16 protein-coding genes are annotated in these 14,056 nt (G+C 53.1%); 1 reads left to right on the top strand and 15 read right to left on the bottom strand.

Translation table 11 applies throughout. The annotated features are described in order from the left end of the window. The first annotated feature begins 13 nt into the window (after positions 1-13). Entirely contained in the window at positions 14-256 is a 243-nt protein-coding gene (locus BK816_RS07005; protein ID WP_156982004.1) for a hypothetical protein, read from the top strand. Positions 257-787: 531 nt separating this feature from the next. On the opposite strand, the gene BK816_RS07010 is transcribed toward BK816_RS07005, so the two are convergent. The 15 genes from BK816_RS07010 to BK816_RS07070 all read right to left on the bottom strand — a co-directional run bounded on the left by BK816_RS07010 (position 788) and on the right by BK816_RS07070 (position 14,052). Beyond that, positions 788-2,368, bottom strand: coding sequence for a recombinase family protein (locus BK816_RS07010; RefSeq protein ID WP_071164532.1), 1,581 nt, complete (start codon positions 2,366-2,368; stop codon positions 788-790). After that, a complete protein-coding gene (locus BK816_RS07015; protein ID WP_089024665.1) occupies positions 2,365-3,660 on the bottom strand; it encodes a recombinase family protein in 1,296 nt (431 codons plus the stop codon). The genes BK816_RS07010 and BK816_RS07015 overlap by 4 nt, the downstream gene beginning before the upstream one ends. Next, on the bottom strand, positions 3,660-3,911 hold the full coding sequence (locus BK816_RS07020; RefSeq protein ID WP_071164534.1) for a hypothetical protein: 252 nt from the start codon (positions 3,909-3,911) through the stop codon (positions 3,660-3,662). The genes BK816_RS07015 and BK816_RS07020 overlap by 1 nt, the downstream gene beginning before the upstream one ends. 659 nt (positions 3,912-4,570) lie before the next feature. After that, the gene (locus BK816_RS07025) at positions 4,571-5,056 is read right to left on the bottom strand and encodes a hypothetical protein (RefSeq protein WP_071164535.1); all 486 of its coding nucleotides are present in this window, start codon (positions 5,054-5,056) and stop codon (positions 4,571-4,573) included. A 30-nt stretch (positions 5,057-5,086) separates the two neighbouring features. Beyond that, the gene (locus BK816_RS07030; RefSeq protein WP_083379138.1) at positions 5,087-6,289 is read right to left on the bottom strand and encodes an ABC transporter permease; all 1,203 of its coding nucleotides are present in this window, start codon (positions 6,287-6,289) and stop codon (positions 5,087-5,089) included. Beyond that, positions 6,261-6,956, bottom strand: coding sequence for an ABC transporter ATP-binding protein (locus tag BK816_RS07035; protein ID WP_241270831.1), 696 nt, complete (start codon positions 6,954-6,956; stop codon positions 6,261-6,263). Before BK816_RS07035 ends, BK816_RS07030 begins: the two co-directional genes overlap by 29 nt. 13 nt (positions 6,957-6,969) lie before the next feature. After that, positions 6,970-7,845, bottom strand: coding sequence for an efflux RND transporter periplasmic adaptor subunit (locus BK816_RS07040; RefSeq protein ID WP_071164537.1), 876 nt, complete (start codon positions 7,843-7,845; stop codon positions 6,970-6,972). 14 nt (positions 7,846-7,859) lie between these two features. After that, positions 7,860-8,252, bottom strand: a complete 393-nt coding sequence (locus BK816_RS07045) for a hypothetical protein (protein WP_071164538.1) — start codon at positions 8,250-8,252, stop codon at positions 7,860-7,862. Positions 8,253-8,459: 207 nt separating this feature from the next. Continuing rightward, on the bottom strand, positions 8,460-9,227 hold the full coding sequence (locus BK816_RS07050; RefSeq protein ID WP_071164539.1) for an N-acetylmuramoyl-L-alanine amidase: 768 nt from the start codon (positions 9,225-9,227) through the stop codon (positions 8,460-8,462). 29 nt (positions 9,228-9,256) lie between these two features. Then, a complete protein-coding gene (locus tag BK816_RS09320; RefSeq protein WP_156982005.1) occupies positions 9,257-9,415 on the bottom strand; it encodes a hypothetical protein in 159 nt (52 codons plus the stop codon). Next, positions 9,408-9,971 carry a phage holin family protein gene (locus BK816_RS07055; RefSeq protein ID WP_071164540.1) on the bottom strand — a complete coding sequence of 188 codons (564 nt, stop codon included), beginning with the start codon at positions 9,969-9,971 and terminating at the stop codon, positions 9,408-9,410. The genes BK816_RS09320 and BK816_RS07055 overlap by 8 nt, the downstream gene beginning before the upstream one ends. Positions 9,972-10,018: 47 nt before the next feature. Then, positions 10,019-10,153, bottom strand: a complete 135-nt coding sequence (locus BK816_RS09745) for a hypothetical protein (protein ID WP_257786286.1) — start codon at positions 10,151-10,153, stop codon at positions 10,019-10,021. Beyond that, positions 10,153-10,587, bottom strand: a complete 435-nt coding sequence (locus BK816_RS07060; RefSeq protein WP_071164541.1) for a DUF1617 family protein — start codon at positions 10,585-10,587, stop codon at positions 10,153-10,155. The genes BK816_RS09745 and BK816_RS07060 overlap by 1 nt, the downstream gene beginning before the upstream one ends. Before the next feature lie 19 nt (positions 10,588-10,606). Then, entirely contained in the window at positions 10,607-13,369 is a 2,763-nt protein-coding gene (locus tag BK816_RS07065; protein ID WP_071164542.1) for a phage tail spike protein, read from the bottom strand. Continuing rightward, on the bottom strand, positions 13,366-14,052 hold the full coding sequence (locus BK816_RS07070; RefSeq protein ID WP_071164543.1) for a hypothetical protein: 687 nt from the start codon (positions 14,050-14,052) through the stop codon (positions 13,366-13,368). The genes BK816_RS07065 and BK816_RS07070 overlap by 4 nt, the downstream gene beginning before the upstream one ends. Positions 14,053-14,056 lie beyond the last annotated feature (4 nt).

Below are 14,056 nucleotides of genomic sequence, written 5' to 3' on the forward strand. Positions count from 1 at the left end.
TTGATTACGCTCCATGTTAAAGAATTTTGACGGTACAGGTGTCCCGTGTCAAGCTTTGTGGCAGGGCCAGATCATCGTCGCTAACCTCAGCAGAACCACTCCTGCCCTCGACTACCAAGGCCACAAGGCTAACGAGGTCATCTTCACCGGACGTTCAGGTAGTGATCAGATGGAAGGGCAGCGCTACGGCCTCATCCCCGAGGAAGTCGTGACAAGCTCAAAGGAAAACTGGCAAAATCAGGTTGAACTGTTCTAAGACGGGAACCAGAAAAAGCTAACCACTGACGCAAAGCCATACCCCTAAACGGTTAGCCGTACTGTAAAGCGTTTAGGCATACTCCTAAACGCTTAGCCCCTCGGCCACCCCAAAACTGGATGAAATCACCAGCACCAGAGCACCCTCGGCCCGCCAACCGCCACCTCAGCCCTCACCAGCCCCCGGGCACGAAAAAGCCGGGCACCCGCTTTCCCGCAATATCAAGGGAAAACAGGCCACCCGGCCAACGCCAGCCCAAAAACGGCGTGTATCCGTTTGGACTGGATAATGGATACTTCTCTATCCAAACGGATACACCAAAACGGATAAGGTTCGGCACGGGGTAAAACTGGACGTTTTTCAGTCAAACTGGACGTTTTTGGGCCAGATTGGATGTTTTAGCCTGCAACTGGATGCGGGCGGTTTTGGTTGGCGCCGTCAAGTGCTGTCAAGAGGCAGGGGCATGAAAATAGGCTTAGCCGACCAATGGTGGTCTGCCAAGCCTGCTGATGATGTTGCCGTTGAGTCGGGCTAGTCGATCTGTGGTGTCACCGTTTGTCCGTCCCGGAAGGTGAAGCAGATTTGCCCATCTGGTTGGGCGGTGGCGTGGTCGATGAGTGTGTGGAACAGGAGAGGTGTGAAGGTCACCTGCTCTTGTGTAAGGTCAGTGAGGCTTCGGCGGTAGAAGTCGTACCGGGTTTTACGTTCCCGGATCTCGTTGACTTGTTCTTGGAGTTGGGAGTGTTTGGCTTGCGCCTGGTCATAGGCGCAGGTGGCGGCCGCATACTTCTGGTCGTACTCCCCTGCCGTGAGGGTGGCGTTCGCTCCTTTTTCTACCAGGTCGGCTAGTGCCTGGCTTGCCGCGTTGAGAACGGCCCAGGCGATTTCGACTTCGGCTTCCAGCCCGCTGGTATCGAACAGGTCAGCGCTTACCTGCTCCACCAGTGTCAGGGGGTCTTTGCCGTTGGCGTGGAGCATGGTGGCTAGGGCGGTTTCGAAGGCTTTCTCGATCTGGTCTGTGGTGTAATGCCTGGTTGTGCAGTGGGTGTGCTGCTCATATTTCGCTGAGCAGCGCCAGATGCGTTTTTCGTTCTTCGTCCCCGCATGCCAGGTCTTAGGGGTGAAGAACGCCCCACACTGACCACAGACAATACTGTGGGATAAGACGTGTTTGCGTGAACGCCGCCCCTTGCTTTGTGCCAGTTGGGTTTGGACGAAGTCCCATACGAGCGGGTCGATAATCGCCTCATGTGAACCAGTCACATAGTACTGGGGAACTTCACCGTTATTCTTCACCAGTTCCTTGGTTAAGAAATCCTTGGTATAGGTCTTTTGTAGTAGCGCGTCACCCTTGTAGCGTTCGTTAGTCAAGATGGAGCGCACAGCGGTGCGTGACCACTGGGTTTTACCTCGGGCAGTCAGCCTGCCCCGCTCGGTAAGTATCCGGGCGATCTCACGTAGGGATTTTCCTTCCAGGAACAGTGAGTAGATTTCACGCACCGTTTTGGCTTGTTCCTCGTTGATAACCGGCTGACCATCCTCACCACGGTCATATCCCAAGAAGGACCCAAACGGCATCGTCACCTTCCCATCGGCAAAGCGTTTCCTATGCCCCCAAGTCACGTTCTCGCTAATGGAGCGGGCTTCTTCCTGAGCTAGGGAGGACATGATGGTGATGAGCAGTTCACCCTTGGAATCCAGAGTCCAAATATTCTCACGCTGAAAGTAGACCTCAACGCCTTTGTCTTTGAGCTTGCGCACGGTGGTCAGGGAGTCGACGGTGTTACGGGCGAAGCGTGAGACGCTCTTGGTGACAATCAGGTCAATCTTGCCCGCCAGGGCGTCAGCAACCATGGTTTGAAAGCCTGCACGTTTCGCTGTGGAGGTGCCGGTGATGCCTTCATCGGTGTAGACCTTGACCAGTTCCCAGCCCGGATGGTCGGTGATATAGGTGGTGTAGTAATCCACCTGCGCCTGATAACTCGAGACCTGGTCTTCATTATCGGTTGACACACGCGCATACCCCGCCACCCGCTTCAAAGCGGTAGCACTCAAGGGTTTGCCAGTGTGCAGGGCGCGCGTGGCAGGAATCTTGGTAACAGTCGGACTCACTTAAACACCCCTCCATCAGGTGTCGTGTTTTCTTCTTTGTGGTTTTCGGCTAGTTGTTTGGCTTGGGCGAGGCTCACCTGTACGGTCGTGCCGCTTTGTAGGTGGAAGTGCAGCGTTGCAGTCTGGGTATCAACCGTGATGTGTTGGATCTGTTCCCACACCACCCCCTCACTAAAGGTTTCAATCTGGAGGGCGTGAATGGTAGCGGCATGCAGGTGGGCCTCACGGATGGTGGGAGCCTTACAAGGGTTACCTTTCCCCAGGCAGGCGGACCAGCATTTCCACACTTTGTACGAGCCGCCCTGGGTGTACTTGGTTTTACGGTGAAACGCTTTGCCGCACTCGCCACAAATCACCCTCCCGGTAAAGCAACCGGTGTTGAGGGATGGGACTGCGCCTTTACCCAGGGTGCGCCGACGCTGAATCTCAGCCTGCACTGCCTTGAAAGTATCCCGGTCGATGATGGGCGGGTGCGTGTCTTTAGCGTAATACTTGGGGAGTTCGCCTTTGTTAGTGCGCTGGGGGCCACGGATGCCGTCGAGGTAGTGTTTTTGCATGAGCGTATCGCCCATGTAGCGTTCGTTTTCGAGCATCCGGCGGATGACCATCGCATCAATCTTTTTCCCTCGTTTGCCCCGTATGCCCTCACGGTAGAGCTGGTCGGCTAGTTTGTCTGGGGAGATACCTTCAAGGTAGGAGGTAAAGACCCGCCGCACGATGGGTGCCTCGCGCGGATTGATATGGAACTGGGTGCCATCCCAGTCATACCCGTACAAGTAGTGGCTATTAGGCTTACCCTGCTCATAGTTACGACGGATCGACCACTTGACCGCCTCACTATTAGCCTCAGACTCACCCTGGGCGAAAGACGCCAGGAGGGTTAGGAGTAGTTCCCCGTCGGTAGTGGCCGTGGAAATGTTTTCGCGTTCGAACCGAACTTCCACCCCCAAAGCGCTCAGTTCACGGCAGGTCGCCAGCACGTCCACCGTATTACGCCCCAGACGCGAGATCGACTTGGTCAAAACCAGATCAACCTCACCAGCTCTACAAGCGGCCATCAGGTCCTGGAAGCCGTCACGGTTTTGGTTAGTACCACTTTTACCGTTATCGACAAAGACCCCAACGTAGTGCCAGGTCGGGGTGGATTCAATCAGGTGCATGTAATACGAGACCTGGGCGGCCAGCGAATGCGGGGAACGCTCGTTCAGTGCGCTGATACGCGCATAAGCCGCCACCCGCACCCGGCGCGGAGTTTGAAGGGGTGGGCGGATGCGTTCAATACGGGCCATCATTACGCTCCTTTCACGTGTTGTTCTGGTGTATCCATGTGGCTTAATAACTCACTTGAAACCCCAAATAAGTCCAGTGCAGTGCCGGCATGAAAAGAGGCAATAAAAGCCCCCGGGATCGCCTCGTCTACACGCTCCTTCACGGCCAGCAGATCCGCAGGCGTCAGTGCCCCCAGGGCGTGAAGCGCAACGAGGTGATGCCACACTGTTTGGTAGTGCGCCTCTGCCAAAGCCTCTGGCATGGCGGCGCTCATGAGGCCACCTCAACGAAACGGTGACGGATATAGCAGGCGTGCGAACAGTACTTACGCGCCCTCCTGCCATAAACCCGGCAGCGACTGCCGCACCCCAGGCAGGTGAACTTACGCCACGCACCGCCACGAGTCTGTGCTTGGTGGGTGCGCCACCACGCCTGGCGGTGAGATGGGCAGCAAAACAACGCCCCCGCACGCATCCCTTCAAGAGGAGCCGCGCAATAACGGCAATAGGCCCCTAACAACACCAGGTTCTTATCCACCTCAAGGTCGGGATAAGCCCGCCGGCAATAGCCACGTACCAGCTCCGCGTCCAAGCCCAGGCATTGTGCAACGCGCACATACGAACCACCCGCACCAGCCAAAACGTCGATATGAGCCTTATCAGCCGACGTGAGTTTGCGTTTCACACCTTCCCTCATCAGTGCTGCCCTCCAGTGCCAAAATTCAATGAATGTTCACCACTTGGCGACGGCACACAGCAGGTGTTAACCACCCACCCACAAGGCACACAAAAAGCGCCCCCACCCAGCCACATAAAAGTGACGAGATGGGGGACTAAAAGATAGTATGAGGGCCGATTTTAGAAAGCAAAGTGAATCTCAAATAAACTTAGCGAAGATACATACGTCTATGCTTGATACCCTCTAGTTTTGCTCTCAGGGGCAATTGACCTCTACGTTTTCTTGAAATCCAGAGGGGTCACCCATTTTTGCTCTATTGAGATAATCTGCGAAAACTCTACGAGTCGCATCATCTGCACGCTGTGGACTCATGTATCCCATCTGGGGAACTTTTTCAAGCTGTTTTAATGCGTTGTTGGCTCTCCCCTTATCTGTTGTATAGGTTTTCAACCATTCTTTTTCCCACGCGCATTCAAAGTACAAAGATGCACGACTGTCGCCGTATCCACTTTGATAAGCTCCTCCCTTTTCTTCACCTTCCATTTTATTGGGCGCGATATAACCTTGAGGCCATTCGAGATTTTTAACCGAGTCTTGATACTCTTTTTGGATCTGATCATAACTAAGAATCTTACGTTCTGATGAAGTCGACTGATCGGATAATTCAGAACTGCATCCACTCGTTCCCAGAATGACGGCAGTGGAAGTAGCTAGGGCAAGAAATATCTTTATGTATTTCATTTTGCAACCTTTCGAAGTGATTAGATAGTTTTATCTTAATGCCAATGCTGGTTCTAGTCGCGCCGCCTTTATCGCAGGAAGTATGCTTCCGAGAATTGCCGTTATTGTCGCTGCCAAAACCGCATAGACCGCTGCCGCATAGGGATACAAGGGAGGGTCGATAGGTGAGCCAACTGGCAGCACAAAAGGGATCAATTGGATGAGTAATATTGAGAATATCACTGCAATTAGCGACACGACCACGGCAAGCAAAATCGATGATCCTAATACCAGCCACGCGACTGAACTTCGACTTGCCCCTAATGCACGTCGAATTAGCAATTCATGTGATCGCTGTTCTAAAGTTGATAAGCCAATATTAATAAGACCAATCATTGAGACTATTAGCAAAAGCAATGCTGTGCTGAAAAATGACATCTGAATAACATACAAAACACTGGCATATGATTGCCCCGAATCCACCCTAGAAATCTCATCTGCCTTGCCACCTATAGAGTCCGATAGTTTGTCATTCAAGAATGAGACTTTTTCTTCTTTAGAAGTGCTATTTGAAGTATCATGCCAAAGAACACTCCCGCTATCCGTTTCTAACAAATGGGGTATTAAAGAACTTATGCCAGCTATATTAAGATATATTCGAGCATCTGGGACACCATCGTTTACAACGCCTACTACGGGAATTGGCGTAGGATTCAGCGAGTTTTTATTCGCAACAAACGCAAATTGTCGATACGGGAAAACCTCATTTGCAGACTGATTAACAACAGCCTCCAAGCGGGGAAAGACATTCTCATTTTCTAACCATCGTCCTTTTAACAATGGCAGCCTGTAAATGTAATTATATTTACTTGAAATATAAATAGGGTCCACGTTACGAGGCGAAGACATGATTTCCCTAATTTCTTGTTGATTTGGAGCTGCTTTCGTCCCAACACCAAAAGTCAACGCTTGTTTCGGGTTTAAAACTAAAGCCAAATTAGCTTCAGGAACGTCAATACTATTTAGGAATCGTGCTAACAATTGTGGATTCGCTAAACCTCTAGCAGTAATCGAAACCCGGTATGTAGGGTCCCTACCATAGAGTTGCTCAGTGGTTCCCAATAAATAGGAACGTCCAATCGTACCAACCAGCACTGAACAAATTATCGCGACAATACCAATGAACATCGACAACCCTGTCAATGTTGTACGCATCGGAGCTACTTTAAGATCTTTCCATAACATCCGCAGCATGCATTATCCTTCCCTGAGACATAACAAAGGTATGGTCACATGTCGTAGCTAGTTCGGAATCATGCGTTACCAGCAGAAGCGTGGTCTGCATTTGTGAAACTAATTTATGTAATATAGCCATTACTTGCGTACTTGTAGATGTATCTAGCGCACCTGTAGGCTCATCACAAATTAACAGTTTTGGACTAGTAACTAACGCTCTCGCAATTGCCACCCGTTGTTGCTCACCTCCAGATAACTTGCCTGGAAATTCATGCGCACGGGCATTAAGGCCAACTTGCATTAAAGCATGATTTATCAATCGTTTTCGAATCCTAGGTGTAGGGCGATCGGGAAGATACATCAATGCCAGCTCAACATTCTCAAAAACGTTTAAATGCCTAATCAAAGAATAATTCTGAAAAACAAACCCTATGCTTTCAGCCCTCAGTTCTGATAAATTACGGTCTTTTAGTGTCGCAACATCAGTGCCTTGATAAATAAACCTTCCAGTATAGGCAGCGTTAAGGAGACCAACGATAGACGCCAAAGATGTTTTACCCGAACCAGACTTACCTACTAAAGCATAGCTTTTACCAACCTCAAGCTCGAGCGACACACTGTCAACGGTTCGTAGTATTTGACCGTTGCCTAGCTCAACTTCTGCCGATACGTTTGTTAACGACACTAACGACATATTTCTACTCTCGCGGATCTAGATTTGGGGCAATTGCGCTTATTTTTTCTCCTTCTTTCAACCCTGAGGTAATCTCAATAAAAGCTCCGTCATTAACCCCCAAACCTACTTCCACAGCTTCAGCTTTCCCCGTACTAATTAAAGTAACTTTCCCTTTAAAGGCGCGGCCTGCAACGGCGCTTATAGGCACAGCTAGAACGTTATTACGTTTAACACCATGAAGAACTAATGTAGCTTGCTGGCCAGTACGAACGGGTACAGACTTATCAATTAAACACAAAAAGCCACCAGGGTTACTTATGGAGTTGCCATTTTCGGATATAGCACCACTCTCCGATCCGTTCCCCTCAGAATTTTGAGCTAACACCAAAGCTCCGCATTCTGATGGCCCTAGTCCATTTTGAATTTGAAACGACCCCTGGACACCAGAGGCTTCTCCTAGGCCAGATGCAGATTCATCTTGAAACGCCAACGAGAACCCCTCATATCTAAGTTCAACTACCGGGAATCGACTTGGTAAATCTGTAGAAGCATCTGAAATCTTGACAACTTTTGCATCTACGGGTGAGACTAACTGAACATCACTATTCAAAGCTAATACATCACCTTTTTTGACTATAGAACCCACCGGCACCTTGGGAACAAAAGATCCTTGTTTACTCGTTTCAACAATAAAATTTGAAACCGACTCTACAGACGAATGGGTGGAATACGTTGCAACAAGATCTTTTTTCTCTACAGTTAGCACAGCACTCTTGCTAACATCTCGACTGGAGTTTTCTGCAAGTTCCCCACTTGTGGTGTCGGCACCGCAACCACTGATTACGAGTGCCGACACCAGCAAGCAGAAAGCAAGCTTACTTAGCTTTGCAACTTTCACTGCACTGAACCCAATCAGTAAGTGAGATCTCCGCCCCAGTTGATGTCACACCACCAGCTGCAGGCCTTCATTCTTCCCTGGAAAGCGAAACGAGTATTCTTCTTAACCCTATCCCAGGATTTCGCACCAACCGCATTCCACTGCAAGGTATCGGTGAATTGCGGTCCACCAGATACCTTCATATTACGCAACCCAAGCCGAAGATGCCCTGACGGCATGTCGTTAATGCTGAGACTGATAGGACCATCATAGGTGTGCGTACGAGTGTAATCGTATTTCACAAGGGAACCCGACTTGTTCAGCTGTCCACCGACATACGAGTTGTCAGCGTACGCAAGCCCGGTTCCACCAATCGCAAGCAGCAAGGCGGTAGTACCTGCCACAATTGGCATTCGTAACTTTTTCATGTTTCCCTCCATCATTGGCTGAAAATAGTGTGTAGAAAGATAACTTCCCACGTGCTTAGTGTAGCACAAATCACCCGCATGTGTCTACAGTTACACATTTCTTTCTAAATTACTATTTTATTTATAAATACAACACAAAAAAGCGCCCCCACCCAACCCCAGAGGGGTTAGATGAGGGCGCATGAATAGGGTTGAAGCCCGGCTGTTTTAGTAGCCGAGCTTCCGATTCACTAGGGCTTGAACAGCCTTGTAGTTGGCTCCGAGGCGTCGTTTGCGTTCGTCTCCGTTGCCGTAGTCGCCTCGGATGACCGCATCGGCTAAAGCATTCAGGTTAGGCCCAGTGGAGGCGGGCGCTGTGCCGTAGCCTAGGCGCTGGTTCACAATCGCCTGCACCGCCGAATACTTGGAGCCCAGGCGGCGCTTGCGTTCCTCGCCATTGCCGTAGTCGCCGCGTAGTACCGCGTCTGCTAGGGCGTTGAGGTCACCAGAAGGAGCAGTTGCGGTGGTGGCGGGTTTGGCGTTGCCGCTACCTCCACTGAGCCAGGGTGCGAGTACACGTGTGGGTGGGTAGTAGCGTCCTGGGCAGTCCGTGGACGTGCAGTCCTTGTGGCCCAGGATGGTCAGTGGCCCATGCTTGGCTTGCAGGTCTCGAATCAGCTCAGCCACGGTGGCTTTGTCGGCGTCGGAGCAGCGGGGGTTGCATTCGATACCGATGGACTCAAGGTTCTTCACCCAGTTACCCGCATGATAGGCAGTGTCCCCGTCCGCAACCAGTTGTGCGACGCGTCCGGCCTCAGCCACGTAGTGGGCACTGGTGTTGTTGCCGCCGCGTTCGAACCAGCGGATAGTGCCCTCAAAGGTGGGGTGTTTGGCGGGGTCATCCCAGTGATGCACCACAATGTATTTGATGCGGTGGCCTTGGCGGCCTGTCGTGAATGCGGTGGCGTCGTGGGAATGGTCAATCGTGTAAGACATGAGAATCTCCTTAGGTAGTGGATTGGTTTTTAGGGTTGGACGATCACGTGCAACCAGACGAGCACGGTCAGTAGCGGGGTGATGACCTGGTCCCATACCCACCAGCCCACCCCCACCACAGCAGCGAACGAACCGGTGGTTGCCAAAGCAGTGAGGATGGGCGTGAGGTGAGAGTGGGGTTTAGTCACCTCCACCACCTGCCTCGTCATCTGGTGTGGATTTGGTGGTGTGGGTCAGGGGTTTGCGCACCTCACTGATAGGCACCTCAGGCTTAGGAATGCGCGGGCGCGGCACCACCGACAGGTCCTGATCTGCCCGGGCATGGCGTCCATGAGCGCTATTGCTTTCAGGATCGTGGTCGGTGAGAGTGGCCAGAGCCTGCTGGAACTTGGGTGGTACTGGCAGGCCGAGGACTGTGGCGTTTTCAATCAGGGAGATGCCTTCGTTGGCGATGTAGAAGAAGATCACCGCACCGCGAAGCACCCCCACCCCACCAAGCACATGGGTATCCATCAACTGGGCTAGGGCAACGAAGGCGAGGATGAGCATCTTGCCAAACAGCCCCTTAAACCCAACCGCGCTAGAAAGGCGGCGGGTGGCGATGGCTGCCATCACGCCGGAGATGTAGTCGGCAGTGATGAACGCGAGCAGGGTGTAGAGCAGAGCATCGGGAGTGCCAAACACCCAACCAGCCCCCGCCCCGATGGCAGTGGCGATGGTGCGTAGATAGTGGTCTAGTGGCATGAGAAATCAGTTCCTTCCAAGAAATGGGTAAGCGAAAGCCCCGAGGCTTATTTGCCGTCGGGGCTTGGTGGGATTGTCAGGGTGTGGGTTTCGGGCTCCACCAGAGGCGGTGGAGGCTCTGCCTGCTGTGGCGTTAGTGGCTGAGCGACCACAGGCTCTGGCGGGGTGGGATCAATATCCATCAAGCACCCTCCTTGACAGTGGCTTGCTCGAGCGCGTCGCAGAGCAGGTCATAGGCGGTGGCATCAGGTCCTTTGAAGGTTCCCGGGTAATCTGCCAGTGCTTTGGCCAAGACCCGGTATTGCTCCTCATACAAGGACGGGACAGCAACCGTCTCGTTCATCAGCGCCCCATGTTCGCCTGCGAACTCGCTGGACTGACTGGGGTCTTTGAGGGTGAAGCCGCCGGCCTCATCCAGGACAATCTCGCCAGTTTCGTCGAGGGTGGCGTATTGGCGGGCTAGCTCCACCTCACTAGCACCCAAAGCTTCAAGGTGGGTAAGCAAGGCAGTGTGGAGTTTAGTTCTAGCCCGTGATGCCGCTCCAGCAAGCTCTAGCCCATCAAGCAGGCCGGTAACGGCAGGGAGGGTGTGGTTGGGGATTTTCAGTGTTGGCATGGATGCTCCTTTAGGTTGGTTAGCTGAGGTTGGTGGATATAGTGGATAGGCCGGTGTTTGGGTAGGAGGTCCAAGAAACATTGGATCCCCCGATACGGTGAATCTCTTGGACCCAACCTTTGTTGAAGTAGCCGATCAAACTGTTGACGCGGCTGATGACTTCGGTGAGGCGTTTGGTTATTTGGGTGACCGAGTAGATGTAGTTGTCGCTGACCAAAAACAAGGCTCCGCTGGAGAAGGCAACTTGGGAGCGAGTGTTCTCGCTACACCAAGCCGGCAAGAGAGTGCGGTTAATCGAGGAGTCAACCAACTTGATGCCACGCTTGGTTGTTGTCATCACCTTGTTGCCACCCAGGTGCAAATCCACACCCAAATGCAAACCCCTAGAGCCCATCACTGAGCCTTTCGGGTCAAGGGTGAGGAGCACGAAGTGGTCATTAGAGCCAGCCCCATACGTCCAAGCCGCATAGGAGGCATCCTTAGAGAGCATGGTGTTCAGGCCCTTAACATGCTCGGGCTGGTTTTTGAACCCGGCCTCGCCCATCTGCCCAATGTACTTCGACCCGTAGTAAAACTGCAAACCCAAACTGGAGACTTTGCCCGTCAGGGTATTGCCGTCATACCAGCGGATCTCCGTAGGGCTAATACGGATTGAAGATGACCATCCGGCTAGGCCAACTTGGATGGCATTCGTTGCGAGCTTGTCAGCCGTAATACTCCTGGCCCCAATCCGGCCCGCAGACAGCGTGCCGGTGGTGATCTTGCCAGCATCCAAGGAAGCGATCTTCGCGCTCGTGATCGCGGCATCCTTGATCATGGCGTTGGTGATGAACCCATTACGGATGGTGAGCTTCTCCGATGTGATACTGCCGGTTCTAATCCGAGCAGCGTCGAGGTAGCCTGTGCGGATTTTGCCCGCATCCAGGAAGGCGATTTTCGCGCTGTCGATCGAAGCGTCTTTGATCATCGCCCCCGTGATTACTGCCTGGTCAATGGTGGTTTGACCGGTGATGTGAACCTTGGCCCCGTCGATGAGGATGCCCTCACGCGAGATGTTGATTTGGTTGATGACCTTCTCTTTTTCCACCCTTAGGTTCACAGCATCAGAAAGTTGGGTGATAGAAGATCTGGCCCCTTGGATGAGGCTGCCGACTACTACCTGGTAGTCCTCTAAGTGCTGGGCGTTCTCGGCTGCTTTATCAACTGCTTCTTGAGCTTTAACAGTAGCGAGTTTTGTTTCTCTTGCTACTTGCCGCACACGAGCTTTAGCTTCACTACCAGACTTAGCTGCCTCATCAGCCACCCCCTTTACCTGGGAAACCACTACTTCAGCCTCATCAAGACGCCACTTAGCTCCCTCCCACGTCAAATCCGTCGAGATGGGATACCAGTCGTAACGATTGTTTACCTGTTTGTAGATCCAAATCTCCTGCTTCTCACCATTCGTCTTAAACCACACGTCACCCGGGCGCGGATCCTTAGGGATATCGGTGCCGTAGTGGTTACGGTTTTTACCATTCGCCGCCACCAACGCACTATCGGCTTTCCCACCAGCAGCACTAGCCGCATCAAAGGCCTGGTCCGCCCGCGCCATAGCATTACCCGCCACGGTGCCAATAGCCCCGGCCTGGGCAGAGGCATCAAGGGCCGCACCCATCGCGCCAGAAGCAAGGTTGACCGCGCGGGCGGATTGGCTTGTGATTCGCGGGGTGAAGGAACCCAGCGTCACCTGCGCATATCCGTTGGTGAGGGGGTTGTATTGGTAGGCCACCACCCGCGCCGACACATCCACACCAGCATCCAGGTCCTTGACCGTGACCACGTCACCGATTGCCACACTCTCCAAAGCACGCAAATGCTGATATTCTCGTGTAGAAGCGAGGTCAACTAGGTTCACTGTCCAGGTTCGGGTTGGCTCATCAACGCGGTGGAGGGTGAACTGTTCCTTGGCTGCCCGTCGTAGTGCTGTTTCGGCCTGTTTTGGTGGTAGTGCGTCCTCAGCGGTGGCTCCGTTTGGGGTGGCGGTGGATTTGATGTGATCAAACTTCACCACCGCAATACGGGGGTGAGGGTATTGGCCAAGTTTTCTCGAGTCGACCCATTTCTCCGGAAGCATCAGGCCATCAAACCCCACCGGCACGATGCGGGTGACCACGGTTGAGTAGTCCACTGACGCGGTCATGGACAGCAGGTTCTTACCTGCCCGGATTTGCACCCCGTTATCCGCCCCGCGCCTGGCAACTAAAGAGAGGTGGGTGTTGTTGCGGATCAGCTCCCCACCCCAGCGGTTCACGATCCCGTTATCAAGGTCGGGGTCCATCAGGACTGATGCCACAGACACCCTAACGAGGCGGGCTGAGGCACGAGTACTCAGGTTGCTGGTTGCGGTAAAGGGGTGCTTGAACTGCGCCCCAGCAAGGACGCGGTTCAAAGCACCGTTGGCGTCTTCGTTTATGAGGTTGGTATCCATCAAAAGGTTTGCAGCCAAGTCATAGAACACATGCTGCGCCGTCACATGCACCTGGTGATGCTCGCTGGTCTGGAGGTGGTGGATGCGGAAAAACTGGCCCCCAAGTACTGGTGCTGGGCAGCGCACCAAGTTCCCCACCTGCAAGGATGAGGATCCTTTGGCTGTGAGTGGGTAGTCGAACTCCAGGCAGAAAGCGCCACCGAGTTCTTCAGTCACAATCGGGTTGATGATCTGGGCGTCCAATACTGCTAGGCCGTTGTCTGTCGTGACATCTGTCTTGGGGATCGCGTTTGCGGGGTGTGTGGTGATCATTGGTTCCTCCAGCCAGGCTCGATGACGAGCCGCTCAATACCGGCATCGATAACAACCTTGTTCAATCCAGGAGACAGGTACGGGAAACCACCTCGCATGTACTGGTTTTGCGCCACCAGTCCCTTCCGACACTCCATGAGAGAACTGTCGACAGTCAGGGAGTCAGCGTGGATGGTCAAATCAACGCGCGTCGTTCCCATCACGAAAAACACCGAACCAGACCCATAAACCGTCACAACGGGCCTGGAGTAAACATTCCCTGGATTGATGATCGTCCCAGTCTTGGTCAATGTCACCGGAGCGACCCCCGCCAAGTAAGCAAATGGGTCACAGGTGAGGGTGGCTTGGAACTGACCCATCAAAGGCGAAAGTCGGGTTAACTCACTCAGGGTGGCATTTTTGATCTGGTAGAAGACGGTGGGGTCGTGGCGGAAAGCAATCCGCTTCGCGTTCGACAACGCGGTGATGGCTTTGCGCCACGCCCCCATCACATCACCAGAGCGGATGATCAGGTCGAGGGTGATAACCCGATCATTCCACCCTTGCTCGCGGGTCAACGTGCCTTCGCGCCCTGGCACCACAATCTGCTCCACCACCCGCACCGCCGGACTCATCTTCACCGGAGCCGCCAGGTGGAGGCCTAGGTCGCGTCTGGCATGGATGGTTCCATCCAACGTGAACATGCCC

It is taken from the genome of Boudabousia tangfeifanii (assembly GCF_001856685.1).
GTDB lineage: Bacteria > Actinomycetota > Actinomycetes > Actinomycetales > Actinomycetaceae > Boudabousia > Boudabousia tangfeifanii.

Excerpts from the sequence above, each read along its gene's own strand:
- BK816_RS07005 (WP_156982004.1), top strand. The coding sequence starts at position 14 with ATGTTAAAGAATTTTGACGGTACAGGTGTCCCGTGTCAAGCTTTGTGG.
- BK816_RS07015 (WP_089024665.1), bottom strand. The coding sequence starts at position 3,660 with ATGATGGCCCGTATTGAACGCATCCGCCCACCCCTTCAAACTCCGCGC.
- BK816_RS07020 (WP_071164534.1), bottom strand. The coding sequence starts at position 3,911 with ATGAGCGCCGCCATGCCAGAGGCTTTGGCAGAGGCGCACTACCAAACA.
- BK816_RS07025 (WP_071164535.1), bottom strand. The coding sequence starts at position 5,056 with ATGAAATACATAAAGATATTTCTTGCCCTAGCTACTTCCACTGCCGTC.
- BK816_RS07030 (WP_083379138.1), bottom strand. The coding sequence starts at position 6,289 with ATGCTGCGGATGTTATGGAAAGATCTTAAAGTAGCTCCGATGCGTACA.
- BK816_RS07045 (WP_071164538.1), bottom strand. The coding sequence starts at position 8,252 with ATGAAAAAGTTACGAATGCCAATTGTGGCAGGTACTACCGCCTTGCTG.
- BK816_RS07050 (WP_071164539.1), bottom strand. The coding sequence starts at position 9,227 with ATGTCTTACACGATTGACCATTCCCACGACGCCACCGCATTCACGACA.
- BK816_RS07055 (WP_071164540.1), bottom strand. The coding sequence starts at position 9,971 with ATGCCACTAGACCACTATCTACGCACCATCGCCACTGCCATCGGGGCG.
- BK816_RS09745 (WP_257786286.1), bottom strand. The coding sequence starts at position 10,153 with ATGGATATTGATCCCACCCCGCCAGAGCCTGTGGTCGCTCAGCCACTA.
- BK816_RS07060 (WP_071164541.1), bottom strand. The coding sequence starts at position 10,587 with ATGCCAACACTGAAAATCCCCAACCACACCCTCCCTGCCGTTACCGGC.
- BK816_RS07065 (WP_071164542.1), bottom strand. The coding sequence starts at position 13,369 with ATGATCACCACACACCCCGCAAACGCGATCCCCAAGACAGATGTCACG.
- BK816_RS07070 (WP_071164543.1), bottom strand. The coding sequence starts at position 14,052 with ATGTTCACGTTGGATGGAACCATCCATGCCAGACGCGACCTAGGCCTC.